Annotated in this window: 18 protein-coding genes; 5 read left to right on the forward strand and 13 right to left on the reverse strand. The window is 71.0% G+C overall.

The genetic code is table 11. The annotated features are described in order from the left end of the window. Positions 1-4: 4 nt before the first annotated feature. The 7 genes from ACIBKY_RS48070 to metH form a co-directional block, all read right to left on the reverse strand. The gene (locus tag ACIBKY_RS48070; RefSeq protein ID WP_397108167.1) at positions 5-1030 is read right to left on the reverse strand and encodes an ABC transporter ATP-binding protein; all 1026 of its coding nucleotides are present in this window, start codon (positions 1028-1030) and stop codon (positions 5-7) included. Then, positions 1027-2046: an ABC transporter permease gene (locus ACIBKY_RS48075; protein ID WP_397108169.1), complete on the reverse strand. Its 1020-nt coding sequence runs from the start codon at positions 2044-2046 to the stop codon at positions 1027-1029. The genes ACIBKY_RS48070 and ACIBKY_RS48075 overlap by 4 nt, the downstream gene beginning before the upstream one ends. Positions 2047-2141: 95 nt before the next feature. Then, the gene (locus tag ACIBKY_RS48080) at positions 2142-3908 is read right to left on the reverse strand and encodes an ABC transporter substrate-binding protein (RefSeq protein ID WP_397108171.1); all 1767 of its coding nucleotides are present in this window, start codon (positions 3906-3908) and stop codon (positions 2142-2144) included. A gap of 69 nt (positions 3909-3977) precedes the next feature. Continuing rightward, positions 3978-4976 carry an ABC transporter permease gene (locus ACIBKY_RS48085; protein ID WP_397108173.1) on the reverse strand — a complete coding sequence of 333 codons (999 nt, stop codon included), beginning with the start codon at positions 4974-4976 and terminating at the stop codon, positions 3978-3980. Between the two features lie 297 nt (positions 4977-5273). Next, positions 5274-5777 carry a cellulose synthase gene (locus tag ACIBKY_RS48090; RefSeq protein ID WP_397108175.1) on the reverse strand — a complete coding sequence of 168 codons (504 nt, stop codon included), beginning with the start codon at positions 5775-5777 and terminating at the stop codon, positions 5274-5276. Between the two features lie 589 nt (positions 5778-6366). After that, positions 6367-7035 carry an HAD family hydrolase gene (locus ACIBKY_RS48095; protein ID WP_397108177.1) on the reverse strand — a complete coding sequence of 223 codons (669 nt, stop codon included), beginning with the start codon at positions 7033-7035 and terminating at the stop codon, positions 6367-6369. A 770-nt stretch (positions 7036-7805) separates the two neighbouring features. Next, a complete protein-coding gene (gene metH / locus ACIBKY_RS48100) occupies positions 7806-11270 on the reverse strand; it encodes a methionine synthase (protein ID WP_397108179.1) in 3465 nt (1154 codons plus the stop codon). Positions 11271-11349: 79 nt separating this feature from the next. Between metH and ACIBKY_RS48105 the strand changes: the two genes are divergently transcribed. The 5 genes from ACIBKY_RS48105 to ACIBKY_RS48125 all read left to right on the forward strand — a co-directional run bounded on the left by ACIBKY_RS48105 (position 11350) and on the right by ACIBKY_RS48125 (position 14188). Further along, positions 11350-11805 carry a universal stress protein gene (locus ACIBKY_RS48105; RefSeq protein ID WP_379622210.1) on the forward strand — a complete coding sequence of 152 codons (456 nt, stop codon included), beginning with the start codon at positions 11350-11352 and terminating at the stop codon, positions 11803-11805. A gap of 104 nt (positions 11806-11909) precedes the next feature. After that, entirely contained in the window at positions 11910-12764 is an 855-nt protein-coding gene (locus tag ACIBKY_RS48110) for a PAC2 family protein (protein ID WP_184968192.1), read from the forward strand. 253 nt (positions 12765-13017) lie between these two features. Next, positions 13018-13503 carry a hypothetical protein gene (locus tag ACIBKY_RS48115; RefSeq protein WP_379622212.1) on the forward strand — a complete coding sequence of 162 codons (486 nt, stop codon included), beginning with the start codon at positions 13018-13020 and terminating at the stop codon, positions 13501-13503. 80 nt (positions 13504-13583) lie between these two features. Then, a complete protein-coding gene (locus ACIBKY_RS48120) occupies positions 13584-13994 on the forward strand; it encodes a hypothetical protein (protein ID WP_397108182.1) in 411 nt (136 codons plus the stop codon). Continuing rightward, complete coding sequence (locus ACIBKY_RS48125; RefSeq protein WP_397108184.1) at positions 13991-14188, forward strand: DUF6186 family protein; 198 nt, start codon at positions 13991-13993, stop codon at positions 14186-14188. Before ACIBKY_RS48120 ends, ACIBKY_RS48125 begins: the two co-directional genes overlap by 4 nt. Here ACIBKY_RS48125 and ACIBKY_RS48130 read toward each other — a convergent pair. From ACIBKY_RS48130 to ACIBKY_RS48155, 6 genes are read right to left on the reverse strand one after another with little or no spacing between them, the layout of a single operon-like run. Next, the gene (locus ACIBKY_RS48130; protein WP_397108186.1) at positions 14119-14826 is read right to left on the reverse strand and encodes a sirohydrochlorin chelatase; all 708 of its coding nucleotides are present in this window, start codon (positions 14824-14826) and stop codon (positions 14119-14121) included. The two genes, ACIBKY_RS48125 and ACIBKY_RS48130, sit on opposite strands and share 70 nt — an antisense overlap. Then, positions 14823-15959 (reverse strand): uroporphyrinogen-III synthase, encoded by a 1137-nt coding sequence (locus ACIBKY_RS48135; protein ID WP_397108188.1) that lies wholly within the window; start codon positions 15957-15959, stop codon positions 14823-14825. Before ACIBKY_RS48135 ends, ACIBKY_RS48130 begins: the two co-directional genes overlap by 4 nt. Continuing rightward, a complete protein-coding gene (gene nirD / locus ACIBKY_RS48140; protein WP_397108190.1) occupies positions 15956-16294 on the reverse strand; it encodes a nitrite reductase small subunit NirD in 339 nt (112 codons plus the stop codon). The genes ACIBKY_RS48135 and nirD overlap by 4 nt, the downstream gene beginning before the upstream one ends. Continuing rightward, entirely contained in the window at positions 16291-18729 is a 2439-nt protein-coding gene (gene nirB, locus ACIBKY_RS48145; RefSeq protein ID WP_397108192.1) for a nitrite reductase large subunit NirB, read from the reverse strand. The genes nirD and nirB overlap by 4 nt, the downstream gene beginning before the upstream one ends. After that, on the reverse strand, positions 18726-20132 hold the full coding sequence (locus ACIBKY_RS48150) for an FAD-dependent oxidoreductase (protein ID WP_397108194.1): 1407 nt from the start codon (positions 20130-20132) through the stop codon (positions 18726-18728). The genes nirB and ACIBKY_RS48150 overlap by 4 nt, the downstream gene beginning before the upstream one ends. After that, a complete protein-coding gene (locus ACIBKY_RS48155; RefSeq protein ID WP_397108196.1) occupies positions 20129-22180 on the reverse strand; it encodes a molybdopterin oxidoreductase family protein in 2052 nt (683 codons plus the stop codon). Before ACIBKY_RS48155 ends, ACIBKY_RS48150 begins: the two co-directional genes overlap by 4 nt. Between the last annotated feature and the right edge of the window lie 7 nt (positions 22181-22187).

Here is a 22187-nt window from a genome sequence, read left to right on the forward strand (position 1 = left end):
TCGCTCACTGGGTCTCCAGCACTGGCTTGATCTCATTCTCCCACAGCGTGCGCCGCTCGGTCTTGGCCATGTGGCAGCGCACCATGTGCCCGCCCTCGGTTTCGAGCAGGGCCGGAACCTCGGTGTTGGACTTGCCCTCGGTCCGGTCGGCGTAGGGGCAGCGCGGGTGGAACGCGCAGCCGTCGGGCACGTTGATGAGCGAAGGGGGCGAGCCCTTGATCGGCAGCAGCCGTTCAGTGCGCTCGCGGTCCAGCCGCGGCATCGATCCCAGTAGACCCCATGTGTAGGGGTGCTCGGGACGGTAGAAGATGTCTTCGGCGGCGCCGTACTCGATGCACTTTCCGCCGTACATCACCAGGATGTCGTCGGAAAGCTCGGCGACGACGCCCAGGTCGTGGGTGATGATGATCAGTGCGGAGTTGAACTCCCTCTGAAGGTCGCGCATGAGGTCGAGGATCTGCGCCTGCACGGTCACGTCGAGCGCGGTCGTCGGCTCGTCGGCGATGAGCAGTTCCGGGTCGCACGACAGCGCCATCGCGATCATGGCGCGCTGGCGCATGCCGCCGGAGAACAGGTGCGGGTAGTCGTCGACGCGCTTGCCCGGGGTCGGGATGCCGACGCGGCCGAGCATGTCGATGGCGTGCTTGCGGGCGACCGACTTGGACACGTCGTGGTGGATGCGGTACGCCTCGATGATCTGGTCGCCGACCGTGTAGTACGGGTGCATGGCCGACAGCGGATCCTGGAAGATCATCGCCATCTTCTTGCCGCGCAGCCGGCGTACGTGCTCGGGCGTGGCGGAGACGAGTTCCTCGCCGTCGAGCCAGATCTCGCCGGAGATCTTGGCCCGGCCGCCCTTGTGCAGGCCGAGGATGCCGAGGCTGGTGACGGACTTGCCGGAGCCGGACTCGCCCACGATGCCGAGCGTCTTGCCGCGCTCAAGGGTGAACGACAGGCCGTCCACGGACTTGACCAGGCCGTCGTCGGTCGGGAAGTGGACCTTGAGGTCCTTCAGTTCCAGAAAGGTCACGACAGCCTCACTCTCGGGTCCACGACCGCGTAGAGCAGGTCGACGATCAGGTTGGCGGTGACCACGAAGAGGGCGGCCAGCAGGGTCACGCCCATGACCTTGGGCAGGTCCTGGTCGGTGATGGCCTGGATGGCGTACTTGCCGAGCCCGTTGAGGGAGAAGGCGCTCTCCGTCAGTACGGCGCCGCCGATGAGCAGGCCGAAGTCGAGACCGAAGATCGTGATGATGGGCGTCAGCGCCCCGCGCAGCCCGTGTTTGACGACCACTCTGCGTTCCTTCAGGCCCTTGGCCCTGGCGGTGCGGATGTAGTCCTCGTTCATGGTCTCCAGCATTCCGGCCCGGGTCAGGCGCGCGTACCCGGCGGCGAACTGGAAGGCCAGCGTCACCCACGGCAGGATCAGCGCATAGGCCCACAGGGGCAGGGAGTCCTGGATGGTGGTGTAGGTGCCGCCTTGGGCGGCGAAGGCGAAGGGATTTCCGTAGGAGAAGATCTGCAACGCGATGAGCGCGGTGAAGAAGATCGGCAGCGAGACTCCGGCCAGTGCGATGATCATCGCGGTCCGGTCGAAGACGCTGCCTCTTCGCAAGGCCGACAGCACGCCGATGCCCACGCCCAGGCCCACCCAGAGGACGGCGGCGCCCAGGGCGAGCGACAACGTGACCGGGAGCCGGTTCATCAGGTCGGGGAACACCGGCTGCTGCGTGATGAACGAGTAGCCCAGGCAAGGCGGCGGGCACTGCTCGACACCGGCGCCGTAGTCGTACTCCGCCCCGGCGACGATGCCCTTGACGTACCTCCCGTACTGGACGACCAGCGGGTCGTTGAACCCGAGCCGTTCCGCCGCGAGCTTGGCGGTCTCCCCGGTGGCGGTACGGCCGACGTAACGGCTGGCCATGCCCTCGGGGGTGGCGCCGGCGAGTTGCGGCACGAGGAAGAAGATCGCGAACGTGACCATGCTCACGATTCCGAGCATGACCACCGCGCCGATCAGACGCCTGATGATGTATGTGACCACAGTGCCCGGCCCGGTGGCCGCCGGGAGGATCGCTCCCGGCGGCCACCTGTGGCCTTCACCTGCCTTTAACTACTCGTTGACTGCGGGAAGAGGACCTACTCGACGCCCATCGCGACGTAGTCGTACATCTGCTGGCCGTCGGAGACGAGGACGTTGGTCACGCCCTTGCCGCGGACGAGCAGCGACTTGGCCCAGATGCCCGGCATGATGACGGACTCTTCCATGACCCGCTTGTCGATCTCCGCCCACATCGGCTCACGCTTGGCGACGTCGGCCTCGACGCGCGCCTTGTCGAGCATGGCGTCCACGTCGGGGATGCGGACCGAGGTGTTGGACGAGCCGCCGCCCTCACGGATGACGCGGCTGTCGGTGATCTGCTGCAGGAAGCCGTAACCGTCAGGCCAGTCGGAGCCCCAGCCGTTGACGACCAGGCCCAGGTTCTCCTTCACGACGAAGGACGGCCTGCCGGCGAAGCTGGAGAAGTAGTCCTTCAGCGGGTACGGCTTGATGGTGACGTTGATGCCGGCGCGGGCCAGCGAGTCCTTGATCGCCTCGGCGGTCGCCTTCTCCTTGGGGCGCTCGGCGCGGTAGGAGACGGAGGTCTCGAAGCCGTTCGGCTGACCGCACTTGGTCAGGTGCTCCTTGGCCTTGGCGATGTCGCCCTTGCCCTCGGGAGAGGGGTAGAGGTCGATCTTCTGGGCGCCGGGGATCGTCGGCGGCAGCAGGTTGGTCGCGATCTCGCCACCGGTCGAGCCGCCGTAGGCGGCGACGTAGCCGGTCTTGTCCATCGCGTACTGCACGGCGATCCGGCAGTCCTTGTTGTCGAGCGGCTTCACCGTCGGGTTGATCGAGGTGTACCAGAGGCGCTGGATGGTGATGTTGTCGGCGCGGGCCTTCAGAGCCGGGTCCGGCAGGACCTTGCTCAGCGCGGCCGGCTGGACACCGGTGCCCTCGATGGCGACGTGGAGGTCACCGGAGATGACCCGGTTGTCCATGTCGTCGGCGTTGACGTTCGTCGTGACCTCGTACTTGTCCGGCAGGGCCGGACGGTTCGGGTCGACGGCCTCGCTCCAGTGCGGGTTACGGACCAGCGTGAAGCCCTTGCCGATCTCGTTCTTCTCGAACATGTACGGACCGGAGGAGATCACGTGCTCGCGGTACTTCGCGCCGGTGTCCTTGGCCTCGGGGACCGGGATCGTCGGCGACATCTGGACGATGTAGTCGAAGCCGGAGTAAGGCTCCTTGAGGTGGAAGACGACGGTCTTGTCGTCCGGAGCCTCGACGGCGGAGCTGAAGTCGGCGCCCTTCGACTTGTACGGGCCCTTGTAGTCCTTGGGCCAGTTCAGCATGTCGTTGAGGTAGGTGGGGCCGTTGGGGAAGGTCACCTTGTCGAAGGCGCGGGCCACCGCGTACGCGACGTCCTTGGCCACGATCGGGGTGCCGTCCTCGTACTTCAGGCCGTCACGCAGCGTGTAGGTCCAGGTCTTGAAGTCGGCGCTCGGCTTGCCGGCCTCCGCGGCCAGGTCCGGAACCGGCTTGGCGCCCTCGGCCCCGGGCTTGCCGGGGAAGAACATCAGGGCGCGGCCGTACAGGCGGATGAAGTTCCACGAGTAGCCGTAGTAGGTGTCGGCCGGGTCGAGGGAGTCCCAGTCACCGGAGTTCGCCAGCTTGAGGGTGCCGCCCTTCTTCGTGGACGGGTTGAACACCCCCGTCAGCGCGGCGTTGAACTCCTCCTTGACGGCGGGCTTGCCTGACTCGCCGGCCTTGGGAGGCGTCTGGGTGCTGGTGCCTCCACAGGCCGCCAGGCCCATGGCGAGCGCCGCGACGAGCGCGGCCTTCGCCAGAGCGGGCTTTTTCATCATCTCTTACTACACCCCTTGTAGGTAGGAGCCAGGAAATTGCGGTGGTCGGTCATGCGGTGGTCGGACAGGTCATCGGTTGCCGCGCGGGTCGAGCGCGTCGCGCAGGCCGTCACCGAAGAGGTTGAAGGCGAGCACGGTGAGGAAGATCGCGAGACCCGGGAAGATCGCGTAGTGCGGGACGGTGTAGATGCGCGCCGCGTCCGAGAGCATGCCGCCCCAGGTCGGGGTCGGCGGGCGCACGCCCACACCGAGGAAGCTCAGCGCCGCCTCGAACAGGATGTTCGACGGGATCAGCAGCGTCGAGTAGATGAGGATCGGGGCCACGAGGTTGGGCAGGACCTCACGGAAGATGATGTACGGCCCGCGCGCCCCCAGGCTCCTGGCGGCGTCGACGAACTCCCGCTCGCGCAGCGAGAGCGTCTGGCCCCGGACGATACGCCCGATGTAGGGCCAGTTGAAGAAGCCGATGATGAAGATCAGCAGGGAGACGCGCAACGAGTCGCCGGAGAGCCCGAACGCGGTGTCGGGCACCACACCGGCCAGGGCGATGGCGAACACCAGCAGCGGGAAGGCCAGGAACACGTCCATGAGGCGGCTGATGACGGTGTCGACCCAGCCGCCGAAGAAGCCGGCCGTGACGCCGAGGATGGTGCCGATGCCGACCGAGAGCAGCGTGGCCAGGAAGGCGATGAGCAGCGAGATGCGCGCGCCGTAGACGACGCGGCTGAAGATGTCGCGGCCCCACTGCGGGTCGACGCCGAAGAGGAAGTCCCAGCTGATCCCGCCGAAGCGGTCCTTGGGGATCTGGGTCTCCTGGTCGATCATGTCGCGGTGGAACTCGAGCGGCGGGTGCCCGAACCACTTCACGATCAGCGGAGCGAAGACCGCGACCAGAATCAGGAAGATGATGACGCCGGCGCCGACCATGGCGACCTTGTCGCGCTTCAGGCGCAACCACGCGATCTGCCCCAGTGAACGGCCCTGGATCGCCTTGCGGTCCACGCCCGTTACCACGGCTTCAGGAACTGCTTCCTTCGCCGACTCGGGAACATCCAGCGGTGCGGTCATGCGCGCCCTCCCACGCCCGCACCCGCAATGCCAGAAGTTGTGCGCATTGACCTCTGGCCCCCTGGGTTGCAGACGACATCGTCCGTTCGGCGGTACCCGGTCAGGGACCGCCGTGATTGCAGGACCGTATGTCACGGCCCCAGGGTGCAGAATGTATGCGCTGAGCTGCGCTGACTAGTCCCTCAGACAGCTATGTGGCTCAACTGTGATTCTCGTGAAACTCATTCGTATTGATCTTGACGTGTTTGTCTACACGCAGTTCCGGTTGGGTCTCGGAACTGTGACATTGCACCGATTTCACCCGATACCGCGGCGCTTCAGGATCTCCTCGATGTCAGAGAAGTCATCGTCTTTTGCCCGCCCCTTGGAGGGGGCGGGCGACGGATTGACGGCCTGCGGCGCCGTGGCCGCCTGCGCGGCCGGCGTCTCGCCCGTCTTGACCCCGCTCTTGACCTTCGCCTGCTTGGGCTGCTTCGGTGTGGCCCCGCCGACGCCGCGCTTGCGCATCACGCCGGAGACCACGAACAGCACCACCGCCAGCCCCGCCAGCCCGACCCCCGCCCACACGAACGGGTTGATGACCCCCGCGACCAGCCCGGTCACGAACCCGACCACGGACGCCACGATCCCCCAGATCAGCGCGTGGGCCCCGGTCAGGTAGGCGGCCATGGGCAGCAGCGACCACGCCACCCCGCGGATCCCGGCGGTGGCGCCCCTGCGCCGCCAGGCCAGGAAGCTCAGCACCAGCCCCAGGCCGGTAGCCCCGGCACAGACCGGCAGCCCCAAAACGGTGTTGACCATGCCCACATCCCCTAGCTCTCGGTTACACCCATCCTGGCACGCGCACGCGCGCCGCCCCCTCCTCCCTAAGAACGGCCGATCCCCTAGGGGAGGTTCCGCCGATCTCGTCTTCCCCACCCACGACGCGCCTGCGAGCTCTTGTGCCAGTGCGACAGCGAGCTCTTCTGTCGCCACGACGGCGAACACTTCTGGCGTTGCGATGGCGAACTCTTGCGTCAGTGCGACGGCGAACACTTCTGTCGCTGCGATGGCGAGCTCTCGTGTCAGTGCGACGGCGAACACTTCTGTCGCTGCGATGGCGAGCTTTTGTGTCAGTGCGACGGCTTCGCCGTCTTTTCACCTCTCCCTTACGGCTCCGCCCCCGCACACCCGCCCCACCGCCGTGTGCGGACGCCCGTCAAGCGCCGCTCGTGAGGGCTCACGGGGTCCCCGCCGTAACGCCGCCCCCATGACACGCGGCGCGGCCGGCTCGCCGGGGCTCAAGAGACACGGTCCACCCGAGGCACGACAACGCAACGCCGGGGCTGCTCCACGGGCATGCGTCGGCCAGGGCGGTCCCGTGTGTGCCGTGATCGCGTGTCTGGTGGAGTTAGACGGGGCGGGGGGCCGGGGTGTGGGTGGTGACCAGGTCGCGTAGGTGGGCCGGGGTTATCTCTGACAGGGAGGAGACGACCAGGCGGCCGGGGGCGGGTTCTATGGGGAGGAGACTGGGGACCGCCACCACCGCGCAGCCCGCGGCCGTTCCCGCCGCCACGCCGTTCGGGGAGTCCTCCAGGACCACGCTGCGGGCCGGGGAGACGTCCAGCAGGCCCGCGGCGGTCAGGTAGGGCTCGGGGTCGGGCTTGGTGCGTTCGACGTCGTCGGCGGTGATGATGACGTCGAAGTGGTCACGGCCCACGAAGGCCAGGATGGCTTCGGCGATCTCCTTGAGCGACGAGGTGACCAGTCCCACCGGCACACCTTCGGCGCGCAGGGCCCCCAGCAGTTCCAGGGCGCCGGGCATCACGTCGACGCCGCCCGCCAGGCGGGCCACCATGCCGTCGATCATCCAGGTGCGCAGGGTCTGCGGGGGCACCGAGGAGCCGGACACGTCCAGCATGTAGGCGACGGTGCGCTCCATGGAGCCGCCTACGAGGTGGGTCTGGTGCTCGTGGTTCCATTCGCCGCCGAGCCTGGCCATGCAGTCGGTCTCCACCAGCAGCCACACCTTCTCGGTGTCGACCAGAAGCCCGTCCATGTCGAAGAACGCCGCGTCCATCCATCCCCCGTTCCGTCCGGTTGCCACCCCTGCCCAGGGGCAGAGTTCAACAGCCACCCGTGCCTCCACATTCCCAGCCGACGAGAATTCACCGTCAACCGGGTCCCACGAACCGCCCCAACAGCCTTGGCAACACCTATATCCCCAGATAACACGTTCCCAGCAGGCCCCAACATCCAACCCCCGCACCCACCCGGCCCCGGAAGCCCGGCCAGACCCCCGGCCGCCGGCCCGAGGCCGGCGACGCGCGACTCGGCGTGGAGGTTCAGAAGCCGCGGCGCGCCCGGTCCCGGACCGAACCCGCCGGTCCCGGACCGAACCCAGGCCCTGCGGGAGCTCGCCTCCACGTGCGGCGCGTGCCTGCTCGCCGGGGCGACCGGGCCAGAGCGCCGGGCAGGCCGGTGACCACGGTGGGTGGCCGGGCGTGCCTCGTCGCGGCGGGGCGTGTGTCCGGCTGCCGGGCGCACGGACCGAGTGGCCCGCCCGCGACGGCGGGCGGTGGCCTGCTCGGCTTGCCGTAACGGAGAACAGGGCACTGCCCGCGAGACGACCAACCCGAACGGGCTTGCCGCAACGGAGAACAGGCCACCGACCGCGAGACGACCAACCCGAACGGGCTTGCCGCAACGGAGAACAGGCCACCGACCGCGAGACGACCAACCCGAACGGGCTTGCCGCAACAGAGAACAGGCCACCGACCGCGAGACGACCAACCCGAACGGGCTTGCCGCAACAGAGAACAGGCCACCGACCGCGAGACGCCGACCCCGCTACACGTTGAAGTACTTCGCCTCCGGGTGGTGGGCGACGAGGGCGCTGGTGGCTTGTTCGGGGTGGAGCTGGAACTCCTCCGACAGGGTCACCCCGATGCGCTCCGGGTCCAGTAGCTGGAAGAGCTGGACCTGGTCCTCGAGGTTGGGGCAGGCGGGGTAGCCGAAGGAGTAGCGGCAGCCCTGGATGTTGACCTTGAGCATGTCGTCCAGCGACTCCTCGCCCCCGATGCCCCACTCGGAGCGGACGCGGGCGTGCCAGTATTCGGCCAGCGCCTCGGTGAGCTGGACGGACAGGCCGTGGAGTTCGAGGTAGTCGCGGTAGGCGTCCTTGGCGAACAGCTCTGCGGTGGCTTCGGAGATCTTGCCGCCCATCGTGGCCACCTGGAAGCCGACCATGTCGACCTCGCCCGAGTCCTTGGAGCGGAAGAAGTCCGACAGGCACAGGTGCCGGTCGCGGCGCTGGCGCGGGAAGGTGAAGCGGGTGCGCTCGTTGCCGGCGTCGTCGAGGATGATGAGCGAGTCGCCGTCGCTCACGCACGGGAAGTAGCCGTAGACGACCGCCGCCTCCAGCAGGCCCTCGGTCTGCATGCGGTCGAGCCACATGCGCAGCCTCGGGCGGCCCTCGGTCTCGACGAGCTCCTCGTAGCCGGGGCCGTCGCCGCCGCGGGTGGGCTTGAGGCCCCACTGACCGAGGAAGAGCGCGCGCTCGTCGAGGAAGGCGGAGTACTCGGCGAGCGAGATGCCCTTGACGATGCGGTCACCGGTGAACGGCGAGCGCGGCAGCGGGTTGTCGGCGGCCACGTCGGAGCGGGCGGGCAGCGCCTCCACGGGGGTGCGGACCAGGGTGGCGCCGGACTTGACGCGGCGCTCGCGCAGCGGCGGCAGCGTGGCACCCTCGACGCCGCGCTTGACGGCCATGAAGGAGTCCATGAGGCGCAGGCCCTCGAAGGCGTCGCGGGCGTAGCGGACCTCGCCCTGGAAGAGCTCGGCCAGGTCCTGCTCGACGTAGGCGCGGGTGAGGGCGGCGCCGCCGAGCAGCACCGGGTAGCGCTCGGAGATGCCCCGGGAGTTCATCTCCTCGAGGTTCTCCTTCATGATGACGGTCGACTTGACCAGCAGGCCGGACATGCCGATGACGTCGGCCTTCTGCTCGTCGGCGGCCTCCAGGATGGCGCTGACCGGCTGCTTGATGCCGAGGTTGACGACCTCGTAGCCGTTGTTGGACAGGATGATGTCGACGAGGTTCTTGCCGATGTCGTGGACGTCGCCCTTGACGGTGGCCAGCACGATGCGGCCCTTGGTCTCGCCCTCGACCTTCTCCATGTGGGGTTCGAGGTAGGCGACGGCGGTCTTCATGACCTCCGCCGACTGCAGCACGAACGGCAGCTGCATCTGCCCGGAGCCGAACAGCTCACCGACGGTCTTCATCCCGTCGAGCAGCGTGTCGTTGATGATCTCCAGGGCGGGGCGCTGGCCGAGGGCCTCGTCGAGGTCGGCCTCCAGGCCCTTCTTCTCGCCGTCGATGATGCGGTGCTTGAGCCGCTCCCCCAGCGGCATGGCGGCGAGTTCGGCCGACTTGCTCTGGCGCATCGCGGCGGCGTCGACGCCTTCGAACAGGTCCATGTAGCGCTGCAGCGGGTCGTAGCCCTCGCGGCGGCGGTCGTAGACCATGTCGAGGGCGACCTGGCGCTGCTCGTCGGGGATGCGGGCCATCGGCAGGATCTTGGAGGCGTGCACGATGGCCGAGTCGAGGCCGGCGTTGACGCACTCGTTGAGGAAGACCGAGTTGAGCACGATGCGGGCGGCCGGGTTGAGGCCGAAGGAGATGTTCGACAGGCCCAGCGTCGTCTGCACGCCGGGGTAGCGCCGCTTGAGCTCGCGGATGGCCTCGATGGTCTCGACGCCGTCGCGGCGGGTCTCCTCCTGGCCGGTGGCGATGGGGAAGGTCAGGCAGTCGACGATGATGTCCTCGACCCGCATGCCCCAGTTGCCGGTCAGGTCGTCGATGAGGCGGCTGGCGACGCGCACCTTCCAGTCGGCGGTGCGGGCCTGGCCCTCCTCGTCGATGGTCAGGGCGACGACGGCGGAGCCGTGCTCGCTGACCAGCCGCATGATCTTCTGGAAGCGGGAGTCGGGGCCGTCGCCATCCTCGTAGTTGACGGAGTTGACGGCGGCGCGACCGCCCAGCATCTCCAGTCCGGCCCGCAGTACCTCGGGCTCGGTGGAGTCGAGCATGATCGGCAGCGTGGAGGCGGTGGCGAAGCGGAAGGCCAGTTCCTTCATGTCGGCCACGCCGTCGCGGCCGACGTAGTCGACGCACAGGTCGAGCATGTGGGCGCCGCCGCGGGCCTGGTCGCGGGCGGTCTCGACGCAGTCGTCCCAGCGGCCTTCGAGCATGGCCTCGCGGAAGGCCTTGGAGCCGTTGGTGTTGCAGCGCTCGCCGATGGCCAGGTAGCTGGTGTCCTGGCGGAAGGGGACCGTCTGGTAGAGCGAGGAGGCGCCGGGCTCGGGGTGGGGGCGGCGGTTGACCACCTCGCGCCCGCGCACGCGGTCGACGACCTGGCGCAGGTGCTCGGGGGTGGTGCCGCAGCAGCCGCCGACCAGGGACAGGCCGTAGTCGCGGGTGAAGGTCTCGTGCGCGTCGGACAGCTCTTCCGCGCTGAGCGGGTAGTAGGCGCCGTCGGAGGTGAGCACGGGCAGGCCCGCGTTGGGCATGCACGACAGCCTGGTACGCGAGTGGCGGGCGAGGTAACGCAGGTGCTCGCTCATCTCGGCCGGTCCGGTGGCGCAGTTGAGGCCGATGACGTCGACGCCGAGGGGTTCGATCGCGGTGAGCGCCGCGCCGATCTCGGAGCCGAGCAGCATGGCGCCGTTGGTCTCGATGGTGACCTGGGCGATGACCGGCACGTCGCGCCCGGAGTCGGCCACGGCCCGCTTGGCGCCGATGACGGCGGCCTTGACCTGGAGGAGGTCCTGGCAGGTCTCGATGATGAGCGCGTCGGCGCCGCCGGAGATCAGGCCGGCCGCGTTGTCCATGTAGGCGTCGCGCAGCTTCTCGTACGGCAGGTGCCCCAGCGTCGGCAGCTTGGTGCCCGGTCCCATGGAGCCGAGGACGAAGCGCGGGTGGTCGGGCGTGGACCAGTGGTCGGCGCGCTCGCGCGCGATGCGCGCCCCGGCCTCGGAGTACTCGAAGACGCGCTCGGGGATGTCGTACTCCCCCAGCGCCGCGAAGTTCGCGCCGAAGGTGTTGGTCTCCACGCAGTCGACGCCCACCTCGAAGTAGGCGTCGTGCACGCTCTGCACGATGTCGGGCCGGGTGACGTTGAGGACCTCGTTGCACCCTTCGAGGTCCAGGAAGTCCTCGAGCGTGGGATCGGCTGCCTGCAGCATCGTCCCCATGGCCCCGTCGGCGACCATTACGCGCTGGGACAGTACTTCGCGGAAGGATGGGGAGTTGCTCATGGGCCCCAGCTTATCGGCTGCGATCGAGGCGCTATGGTGCCGGGGAAGATATTCAATAAAGCGTCCAATAGGAGGCGCTGTGCGTTATCAGACCATTCTCGTCGGGACCGACGGTTCCTCCTCTTCCCTGCGCGCCGTCACCGCCGCCGCCGAACTGGCCGCGGCGACCCGCGCCCGGCTGGTGGTGGCCTGCGCCTACCTGCCGATGCGCGAGAGCGAGCGGGCCCCGGCGGCCGACCGGCTGGGCGAGCTGGCGTACAAGGTGAGCGGGTCGACGCCGGCCGAGGACACGCTGCGGGCGGCGCGCGAGAGCGCGGTGGCCGCGGGGGCCGGGGAGGTCGTGCTGGCGGCCGAAGAGGGCGAGGCCGTGGACGTGCTGGTCCGGCTGGCCGGCGAGTACCGGGCCGAACTGCTCGTGGTGGGCAACAGGGGGCTGAACTCGCTGGCCGGGCGGCTGCTGGGATCGGTGCCCTCCGGCGTCTCGCACCGGGCCGGGTGCGACGTGCTCATCGTGCGCACCACGTCGGGGCGGTGACGCCCGTACCAGGCAGTACGCCCGTGGCGCAACGAGATCAGTGACGCGAGACCCCCCTCAGCGCATAGGCTTAGTCGAATGCCAGCCGAAGGAGGAGGCGACACGTGATCGAGCTCGAAAGGTTCCCCGAGCTCGTCGACCCGGTGCTGATCGCCGCGTTCGAGGGGTGGAACGACGCGGGCGAGGCCTCCAGCGGTGTCATCAGCCACCTGGAGAGCGCCTGGAAGGCGGAGCCGCTGACCGAGCTCGATCCCGAAGACTATTACGACTTCCAGGTGACCAGGCCGGTGGTGGAGCTGACCGACGGGGCCGAGCGTCGCATCGTCTGGCCGACGACGCGGTTCTCGCTGGCCAGGCCGCCGGGGTCCGAGCGCGACGTCGTGTTGCTGCGGGGCATCGAGCCGAACATGCGCTGGAAGTCGTTCTGCGAGGAGATCATCGAGGTCTGCCGCGAGCTGGGCATCGAGACGACGGTCATGCTGGGCGCCCTGCTCAACGACTCGCCGCACACCCGCCCGGTGCCGATCCTGGGCACCGCCTCCGACGAGGGGCTGGCGCGTTCGCTCAACCTGGAGCTCAGCCGCTACGAGGGCCCGACGGGCATCGTGGGGGTGCTGCAGCACGCCTTCGCGCTGGGCGGGCTGAGCGCGATCTCCCTGTGGGCCTCGGTGCCCCACTACGTCGCCCAGCCGCCCAACCCGAAGGCGACGCTGGCGCTGCTGCGCCGTCTGGAGGACGTGCTGGAGATCTCCATGCCGCTCGGCGAGCTCGACGAGGAGGCGCGCGCGTGGGAGCACGGCGTGGACGAGCTGGCCTCGCAGGACAGCGAGGTGGCCGAGTACGTCAAGGAGCTGGAGGAGCGCAAGGACGCCGCGGAGCTGCCCGAGGCCAGCGGCGACGCCATCGCGGCGGAGTTCGAGCGGTATCTGCGGCGCCGCGACCGCGATACTGACAGCTGATTCTCAGGTCATTGTTGCCATATTTCTCCCGGGTTTCAGGTAATAATCAGTGACCCGCGCCATTTGCACACAGTTGGAACACCAGCCGGCAACAATTGCATAACCAGGAGAAACACGGCTCCATAACAACGGCGAAATCGCCGGGTGCCACGTCGAACCTACCCATGTGACTGCGCACGTTAGGCCAACCATGGCGACTCCCCACCTAGATCCGCACCAAAGAAGTCAGGACACCAGGCGGCGCGTACTCGAGATGGCCGTCTCGCTCCGCGAGGACCGCACCGGCGGGCCCGTGGACCACTTCCTCGCCCTGCTCCAGGATCGCCTGCCCCTGTGGCTGCGCATCCTGCACGACCTCTCGCATCTGGTCGGCAAGGGCCGCGTCAACGACAACCTGCTGCCCATCGCACGGGCCGGGATCGACTACTACGCCGAGATCCAGTCGGCGGCGCTGCCCGCCTTCACCTCGCCGAGCGTGACGGTCCGCTTCCGCGAGGCGATCCGCGACAACGGCCTCGGGCCGCTGGCCGAGATCGCGCCGCTGGCGGCCTACCTCGGCGCCGAGCAGCGGATCGGCCGGGTGACCGCCGCGGCGGATCCCGATGCCAGCGCCCGCCTCCTGCTGGCGGGATGCTTCAGGCACGCCTACAACGAGATGTTCTTCGGGGCCTATTCCGGGCCCACGCGTGACGTGAGCGCGGAGGAGATCGTCCGCGAACTCCGTCTTGAATCCGGCTAAAGCGTCATAAACAGGTTTTGAGGGTACGGCGGAGCGTCGCCGTACCCTCTTTGTTGTCCGCGAACCCTGAGGAGAGCCATATGGAAACGGGTGAACCCGAGCTGCGGGCGCACCGGCGCCGCCCGCTGGGCTGGGTGCTCGGCGGGGCGGTGCTGGTGGCCGCCTGGGCCGGCGGCGGGCGGTTGCCGTCGTTCGGCGCGCTCACGTACGCGGTCGTGGGCGTGGTCGGAGTGGTCGCGCTGGTGGCGGCGCTGTGGCCGGGACTGCCGCGGCCGGAGGCGCCGCGGCGGCTGTCCGCGCCGGGGTGGCAGGTGTGGGTGGCGCTGTTCACGGCGTTCGGCGTGTGGGAGGTGTGGGCGCTGCTGGCGGGCGACGACCCCGGGCAGCCGACGCTCAGCGACCTGCTGGATCCGCTGCTGCTGTCGCCGGACTGGCGGGGCTTGTTCTGGGTGGCGTGGCTGGTGGTCGGATGGGGGCTGGTGCGGCGATGACGTGGGAGATCACGGTCTTCGGCTATGTGGCGGCGGCGGTGGCCATGCTGGTGCTGGAGGTGGTCGCGCGGCTGCCCGGGTCCACGACGCCGACGGCGGGCGACTGCTTCGCCTGGGTGATGCGTCATCCGGCGGGCCGCGTGCTGGTCATCCTGTCGTGGTGGTGGGTGGGCTGGCACTTCCTGGCCCGCTGAACGTCGTCGAACCGCCGCCAGATCAGCGCCGCCAGGCTGGGGTCGGCGCCGATGGGGTCGCTGACCAGGGCGGCGCCGGAGTGCCGGAGGCGGGTGTGGAAGAAGCCGGGAGCCAGGAGGTAGGAGGCGAGCGCCGTCCTGCGGCTCCACTCCCGGGGCAGGGCGGGGGTGCCCGACGCGGCGAAGGCGGCGGTGACCGGGCGGCCCAGCCGTACCGACAGCAGGCGGGCCTGGGCGCGCACGCCGGCCAGGGCCGCGGGGTCGGAGGATCCGGCGGCGGCGAGCACCACCGCGTCGTCCGGGCGCAGCCCGGCCTCGGTGAGGCGGCGGGCCAGGGCCTGCGACAACAGCGGGTGGGGACCCAGCGGGCGGGCCAGGCGCGCGTCGGGGCGGACGCGGGAGACGATGTCGGGCAGGTCGACGTGCGCGTGGTAGCCACCGGCCAGCAGGAGCGGGACGATCGTCACCGGGCCGGGCAGGCCGGGGAGCACGCCGGCCAGGAGAGGGCGGCTGATCTCCAGGTAGGCGAGGTGCACGCGGCGGCCGGGGCGGCGGGCGCGGACCGCTTCCGCCAGGTCGCGCAGGACGGCCTCGCCGCGGGCGTCGCGGGTTCCGTGGGCGGCCAGGACCAGCGTCACCGGACCGCCAGGCGGTAGCCGCGCTTGACGACCGTCTCCACGATCCCGAGCGGGCCCAGGGCGCGGCGCAGGCGGGTGATGGCCATCTCGACGGCGTGCTCGGCCGACTCGCGGGCGGGGCTGCCGGGCAGGACGAGGCGCAGCTCCGCGCGGGCCACGACGTGTCCCGGCTTGTCGGCCAGGCGCTTGAGCACGGCCATGGGCGCGGGCGGCAGGGGCCGCAGCTCGCCGTCCACGACGACGGCGTGACCGCGGATCTCCAGCCGGTGCCCGCCCGCGGTGACGCGCGCGACGCCGAACTCGGGCAGGTGCCTGGCCAGCGCCCGTGCCAGCGCGCCGAGGCGCGAGCGCTCCGGCTGCAGTGTGGGCACGCCGCGCTCGACCAGCGGGTGCGCGGTGACCGGGCCCACGCAGGCCGCCACGACGCCGTCGGAGAACGCCCCCAGCAGCGCCTCCTCCTGGCCGCGGGCGCGGGCCTCGCGGAGCATGGCGAGGACGGCGGGGGCACTGGTGAAGGCGACCGCGTCCACCCCGCCGGTGACGGCCTGGTTGACCAGGCGGCGCAGCGGCGAGGTGTCGCGGTGGGGCAGCCAGCGGTAGACGGGCACCTCGATCACCTGAGCGCCCGCGCGCCGCAGGTCGGCCACGAATCCGGTCAGGGGCTCGCCGTGCAGCTGTACGGCGATGCGCCGCCCGCCCAGATCCTGCGCCAGCAGGTACTCCTTGACCTCGTCGCACGACTCGGTGGCCGGGGTCCAGTGGTCGCTGAGCCCGGCGGCGCGCACCGCTCCCCTGGCCTTGGGCCCGCGGGTGAGCAGGCGGGCCCCGGTCAGGCGTTCGGCCAGCTCGCCGGAGAGCCCCCAGCCCTCGGCGGCGGCCATCCACCCGCGAAAGCCCACCCCGGTGGTGATCACGACGTCGTCGATGGGCGCGGCGAGGGCCAGGCGCGTGGCGTCCAGCAGGTCGCCGTCCTGTTCCAGCGGGACCAGGCGGATGGCGGGCGCGCTGACCACGCGGGCGCCGCGCCGTTGCAGCAGCGCGCCGAACTCCTCGCGCCGCCGGGTGGCCGTCACGCCCACGGTGAACCCGGCCAGCGAGTCGGGCGCCGTCTCCGGCGCGGTCCGGCCGGTCATGCCCGCACCTCGACGTGCTCGCCCCGCAGCCGGATGGGATGGACGGGGACCGCCTCGCCGCCTCCGTCCAGGCATTCCCCGCTGACCAGCGAGAACACCTGCTTGTGCATGGGTGAGGCCACCGTGGGCTCGCCGCCCCTGGTGCCGACGATGCCGCGGGACAGAATGTAGGCGCCGCTGAACGGGTCCCGGTTGCCGACGGCGTACACCCGGCCGTCGAAGTCGCGGAACACGGCGATCTGACGGCCGTTCACCAGCGCGCAGACGCCGCGCTCCGGCAGCAGGTCGGTGTAGCGGCAGACTGTGGTCCACACACCGTGTAGCAGCGTGGTCATCCCACGACCTCCAAGGGGATCAGAACGGGCTGGATCTGCTCGCGCACCGTCTCGAAGGAGATGGACGGGTCGGGCGTGCCGGGGGCGTTGACGAAGCTGACGAAGCGGGCGAGCTTGCCGGGGTCCTCCAGCGTGGCCCGCCACTCGTCCTCGTATCCGGCCACGTGCCGCGCCATCCGCGCGTCCAGGTCGGCGCAGATGCCCAGCGAGTCCTCGACGACGACCTCGCGCAGGTAGCCGAGGCCGCCCTCCAGCCCTTCGAGCCAGGCGGCGGTGCGCTGGAGCCGGTCGGCGGTGCGGATGTAGAACATCAGGAAGCGGTCGATGGTCCGGACCAGCTCGGCGGTGCCCAGGTCGGCGGCCAGCAGGTCGGCGTGGCGCGGGGTGAAGCCGCCGTTGCCGCCGACGTAGAGGTTCCAGCCGCTTTCGGTGGCGATGACGCCGAAGTCCTTGGATCGGGCCTCGGCGCATTCGCGGGCGCAGCCGGACACGGCCGACTTCAGCTTGTGCGGGGCGCGCAGGCCCCGGTAGCGCAGTTCGAGAGCGATGGCCAGGCCGACGGAGTCCTGGACGCCGTACCGGCACCAGGCCGAGCCCACGCAGGACTTCACCGTCCGCAGCGCCTTGCCGTAGGCGTGGCCGGACTCGAACCCGGCGTCCACCAGCCGCCGCCAGATGCCCGGCAGCTGCTCCACCCGGGCGCCGAACAGGTCGATCCGCTGCCCGCCGGTGATCTTGGTGTAGAGGCCGAAGTCGCGCGCCACCTCGCCGATGACGATGAGCTTGTCGGGCGTGATCTCGCCGCCGGGCACCCGCGGGACGACGGAGTAGGTGCCGTTCTTCTGGATGTTGGCCAGGAAGTGGTCGTTGGTGTCCTGCAGGGCCGCCCGCTCGCCCTCCAGCACGTGCCCGCTGTGCAGGGAGGCCAGGATCGAGGCGACGGTCGGCTTGCACACGTCGCAGCCCCTGCCGGTGCCGTGCGCGGCGATGAGCTCGGAGAACGTGGTGATCCCGCGTACCCGCACGATGTCGTAGAGCTCGGCGCGGCTGTGGGCGAAGTGCTCGCACAACGCCTTGGGCAGTTCGACGCCGGACTTCTCCAGCAGCCGCTTCAGCATGGGCAGGCACGAGCCGCACGAGCCGCCCGCGCGGGTGCACTCCTTGAGCGCGGGCACGTCGCGGGCGCCGTCCCCGATGGCCTCGCGCACCCGTCCGGCGCTGACGTTGTTGCACGAGCACACCTGGGCGTCGTCGGGCAGGTCCAGGGCGAGGCCGCCGCCGCTGAACAGCAGGTCCGACGGCGCCGCGGGCAGCGCCTTTCCGACGAAGGGCCGCAGCGCGGAGTACGGCGCGGCGTCCCCCACACAGATGCCGCCCAGCAGCGTCGAGGCGTCGTCGGAGACGAACAACCGCTTGTAGACCCCGGCGACCGGGTCCATGTAGGTGACGTCCAGCGCCCCCTCCATCGCCCCGAACTGCGCTACCTCGACGCCGAGCAGCTTCAGCTTGGTCGACAGGTCGGCGCCGCCGAAGACCGAGCGGCCCCCGGTGATCCGGTCGGCGGCCACCTCGGCCATCGTGTTGCACGGCCCGACCAGCCCGTACACCTGCCCACCGGCCAGGGCGCACTCCCCCACCGCGTAGACGGCGGGATCGGAGGTGCGCATGCCGTCGTCGACGACGATGCCGCCCCGTTCGCCGACCTCCAGCCCGCAGGCCCTGGCCAGCTCGTCGCGTGGCCGTACCCCGGCGGAGACCACCACGACGGCGGCCGGCAGCTCCTCGCCGCCGCCCAGCAGCACGCGGCCCGGTTCGATCCGCTCCAGCGACACGCCGGGGCGCACGCCGATGCCGAGCGCCTCGATGTGGCTCTTCAGCACGGCGCCGCCGCCCTCGTCCACCTGGCGCGGCATCAGCCAGGGGGCCAGCTCGACGATGTGGGTGCGCAGCCCGAGACCTTGGAGCGCGTCGGCGGCCTCCAGGCCCAGCAGCCCGCCGCCCACCACGACCCCGCCGTCCCGGCCGGACGCCAGTGCTTGTGCGGCGGCGGCGCGGATGGCGTCCAGGTCGGCGATCGTGCGGTAGACCAGGGCGTCGCCGGCGCCCGGCACCGGGGGCACGAACGGGGCCGAGCCGGTGGCCAGCACCAGGACGTCGTAGGGCTCGACGTGCCCGTCGGCGGTGGTCACGGTGCGGGCCGCGCGGTCGACGGCGGTGACGCGGGAGCTCAGCCGGGTGACGACGCCGCCGGGCGGGGTGTAGGTGAGGTCGGCGGCGCTCGCGCCCTTCAGGTAGGAGGTCAGCGCCACCCGGTCGTAGGCGGGCAGCGGCTCCTCCCCCAGCACCGTGATCCGCCCGTCGTATCCGCGTTCGGCCAGCGACTCCAGCAGCCGCTGGGCGGCGGGGCCGTAGCCGACGACCACGAGCCTGCTCATGCGTTCACCCCTTCCTGCTCGCACAGCCAGTCCACGATGCCCTCGACGGCGTCGCGGCAGGTGCCGCAGCCTGTGGTGGCCCTGGTGGCCGCGCTGACCGCGGCCAGGTCGCGGGCACCCGCCTCCCAGCAGGCGCGGATCTGGCCCTTTGTGACGTTGTTGCAATGGCAGACCTTGGCGGCGTCCGGCATCCGGACGGGGCTGTCGGCCACCGCCCCGGCGCCCGGCAGGCCGGGGAACAGCAGCCCCACGCGGTCGCCGGGCAGCGGGCCGCCGCGGTCGTAGAGCTGGGTGAGGGTGCCGACGGCGTCGCTCTCTCCCAGCAGGATCGCGCCGACCAGGCGGCCGTCGCGGATGACGAGCTTGCGGTACGTGCCGCGGGCTCGGTGGCTGAACCTGACCACCTCGGCCTGGTCCTCCTCCAGGTGCGTCTCACCCATGGCGGCCAGCTCGACGCTGCGCGCCTTGAGGCGGGTGACCAGGCGCGAGCCCCGGTAGCGCGCCTTGCCGCCGGTGATGACGTCGGCGGCGACCGCGGCCTGCTCCCAGGCGGGGGCGACCAGGCCGTAGACGGTGCCGTCGTGCTCGGCGCACTCGCCGATGGCGAAGATCGACGGGTCGTCGGTGCGCAGCTCGTCGTCCACGACGACGGCCCGCCGTACCTCCAGACCGGCCTGCGCGGCGAGTCCGGTGAGCGGGCGCACGCCGCAGGCGAGCACCACGAGGTCGGACTCCACCAGCTCCCGCGCCGCCCCCTCGCCCAGGTGGACGCCGGCATCGGTGATCGCGGTGACGGTGACGCCGGTGCGGATCCCGACGCCCAGCTCGCCCAGCGTCTCGCCGAGCATGAGCCCGGCTTCGGCGTCGAGCTGGCGTTCCATGAGGTGTCCCGCCAGGTGCAGGAGCGTGACGGGCAGGCCCCGCCCGGCCAGGCCGCGCGCGGCCTCCACGCCGAGCAGCCCGCCGCCCACGACGACGGCGCGCCGGGCGTGCGCGGCGGCGGCCACGATGCGCTCACAGTCCCCGAGCGTGCGGAACGGCACCGCCCGCGCCACCCCCGGGATGGGCGGCACGACCGCCTCGCTGCCGGTGGCCAGGACCAGCACGTCGTACGGCTCCCGCCGCCCGTCCCGGGTGATGACCGCCTGGGTGTCGCGGTCGATCTGGACGACCTCGGCGCCGAGGACCGCCTGGACGCCGTGCTCGGCGTACCAGGCGGCGTCCAGCAGGCGTACCTGGTCGGGCCCCGAGCTCCCGGCCAGGACGTTGGACAGCAGCACCCGGTTGTAGGGCTGCCACGGCTCGGCGCCGAAGACGGTGACCTTAACCCGCGGGTCGCGTGCCCGCACCTCGCTGACCAGGCGCGAGCCGGCCATGCCGTTGCCGATGACGACGAGTCTCATGCCACCTTCTCCAGTCTCACGGCGCACACCTTGAACTCCGGCATCCGCGAGGCCGGGTCGAGCGCGGGGTTGGTGAGGCGGTTGACGCCCTCCCAGTGGAACGGCATGAACACGGTGTCGCGCCGGATCGTGGGGGTGATCCTGGCGGCGACCTCCGCGCTGCCGCGGCGGCTGTGCACGCGGACCAGGTCGCCGGCGCCGATGCCGAGCTGTGCGGCGAGGTCGGGGTGGAGTTCGACGAACGGTTCCGGGGCCGCCTCGACCAGGGCGGCGACGCGGCGCGTCTGCGCGCCGCTCTGGTACTGGGCCAGGACCCGGCCGGTGGTCAGGTGCACGGGGTAGTCGTCGTCGGGTTCCTCGGCGGGCGGGCGGTGCTCGACCGGGGTGAAGCGGGCGCGGCCGTCGGGGGTGGCGAAGCGGTCGAGGAAGAGGCGGGGCGTGCCGGGGTGGTCCTCGGCTGGGCAGGGCCAGAACACGCCGGTCTCGGCGGCGATCCGGTCGTAGGTGATGCCGGCGTAGTCGGCGATGCCGCCCGCGCTGGCGCGGCGCAGCTCGTCGAAGACGGCGGGCGGGCCGGCCGTCCAGGTGTGGCCGAGGCCGGCCGCGATGCCCTGGATGATCTCCAGGTCGGTCCTGACCTCGCCGGGCGGCGCGAACGCGCGCCGGCGCAGCAGCACGCGGCCTTCCAGGTTGGTCATGGTGCCGTCCTGTTCCGCCCACTGGGCGGCGGGCAGGACGACGTCGGCCAGCGCGGCCGTCTCCGACAGCACCACGTCGGCGACGACCAGCAGGTCGAGGCGGCGCAGCCGGTCGGCGAGCGTGCCGGAGCGCGGGGCGGACACGACCGGGTTGGAGCCGAACAGCAGCAGCGCCCTGGGGCCCTGCGCGGTGCCGAGCGCGTCCAGGAGCTCCTGGGCGGAACGGCCGGGTCCGGGCAGCGCCGACGGCTCGACACCCCAGACCGCCGCCACGTGGGCGCGCGCCGCCGGATCGTCGATCCTGCGGTAGCCGGGAAGCTGGTCGGCCTTCTGCCCGTGCTCGCGGCCGCCCTGCCCGTTGCCCTGGCCGGTCAGGCAGCCGTAGCCGCTGCCGGGGGTGCCGGGCAGGCCGAGCGCGAGGGCCAGGTTGACGAAGGCGGAGACGGTGTCGGTTCCCTTGGCGTGCTGCTCGGCGCCACGACCGGTAAGGATGTACGCGTTATCCGCATTTTTCAGCATGTGTACGGCAGAGCGCATCCGAGCCACCGGCACCCCGGTGATGCGCTCCACCCGCTCCGGCCACCAGGAGGCCACCGACGTCCGCACCGCCGCGAACCCCGAGGTCCGCGCCGCCACGTACGCCGCGTCCACCCCGCCCTCGGCGATCAGCAGGTGCAGCAGCCCGAGCGCCAGGGCCAGATCGGTGCCCGGCGCCGGTTGCAGGTGCAGCGCCGCCAGCTTGGCGGTGGGCGTCAGCCGCGGATCCACCACGATCAGCCGCGGCCCGCCCAGGTGACGGACGAGCGGCGGCATGGTCTCGGCGACGTTCGCCCCGGCCAGCAGGACGACGTCGGCCCCCGCCAGGTCCGTCAGCGGAAACGGCAGGCCCCGGTCCAGCCCGAACGCCCGGTTGGACGCGGCCGCCGCCGAGGACATGCAGAAGCGGCCGTTGTAGTCGATCTGGCTGGTGCCGAGGGCCACGCGGGCCAGCTTGCCCAGGTGGTAGGCGCTCTCGTTGGTGAGCCCGCCGCCGCCGAAGACCGCCACGCCGTCGGGGCCGTGCTCCGCGCGGATCTCGGCCAGGCGGCCGGACACGTGGTCCAGGGCCTTCCGCCAGGTGGCGGGCTCGCCGTACAGGAGGGGGGTGGTGAGCCGGGCGCCCGGCCTGAGCAGGTCGCCTGCGGTCCAGCCCTTCTGGCACAGCGCCCCTCCCCCGTGCCCGTTGGCCGGGACGTCGGTCCTGGGGGCGATCGCGACCGCGCCGCCGCGCGCGGTGACGGTCATGCCGCACTGCAGCGCGCAGTACGGGCAGTGCGTCTTCACGGACGCGCCGTCGGGGGGTGAGGTCACGGGGTCG

The sequence above is a fragment of the Nonomuraea sp. NPDC050394 genome, assembly GCF_044459065.1.
In the GTDB taxonomy this organism is placed as follows: domain Bacteria; phylum Actinomycetota; class Actinomycetes; order Streptosporangiales; family Streptosporangiaceae; genus Nonomuraea.

Bases quoted from the DNA above. Each gene is read 5' to 3' on its own strand.
- ACIBKY_RS48090 (WP_397108175.1), bottom strand. From the start codon at position 5,777: ATGGTCAACACCGTTTTGGGGCTGCCGGTCTGTGCCGGGGCTACCGGC.
- ACIBKY_RS48085 (WP_397108173.1), bottom strand. From the start codon at position 4,976: ATGACCGCACCGCTGGATGTTCCCGAGTCGGCGAAGGAAGCAGTTCCT.
- ACIBKY_RS48080 (WP_397108171.1), bottom strand. From the start codon at position 3,908: ATGATGAAAAAGCCCGCTCTGGCGAAGGCCGCGCTCGTCGCGGCGCTC.
- ACIBKY_RS48095 (WP_397108177.1), bottom strand. From the start codon at position 7,035: ATGGACGCGGCGTTCTTCGACATGGACGGGCTTCTGGTCGACACCGAG.
- ACIBKY_RS48125 (WP_397108184.1), top strand. From the start codon at position 13,991: ATGACGTGGGAGATCACGGTCTTCGGCTATGTGGCGGCGGCGGTGGCC.
- ACIBKY_RS48150 (WP_397108194.1), bottom strand. From the start codon at position 20,132: ATGAGACTCGTCGTCATCGGCAACGGCATGGCCGGCTCGCGCCTGGTC.
- nirD (WP_397108190.1), bottom strand. From the start codon at position 16,294: ATGACCACGCTGCTACACGGTGTGTGGACCACAGTCTGCCGCTACACC.
- metH (WP_397108179.1), bottom strand. From the start codon at position 11,270: ATGAGCAACTCCCCATCCTTCCGCGAAGTACTGTCCCAGCGCGTAATG.
- nirB (WP_397108192.1), bottom strand. From the start codon at position 18,729: ATGAGCAGGCTCGTGGTCGTCGGCTACGGCCCCGCCGCCCAGCGGCTG.
- ACIBKY_RS48135 (WP_397108188.1), bottom strand. From the start codon at position 15,959: ATGACCGGCCGGACCGCGCCGGAGACGGCGCCCGACTCGCTGGCCGGG.
- ACIBKY_RS48120 (WP_397108182.1), top strand. From the start codon at position 13,584: ATGGAAACGGGTGAACCCGAGCTGCGGGCGCACCGGCGCCGCCCGCTG.
- ACIBKY_RS48115 (WP_379622212.1), top strand. From the start codon at position 13,018: ATGGCCGTCTCGCTCCGCGAGGACCGCACCGGCGGGCCCGTGGACCAC.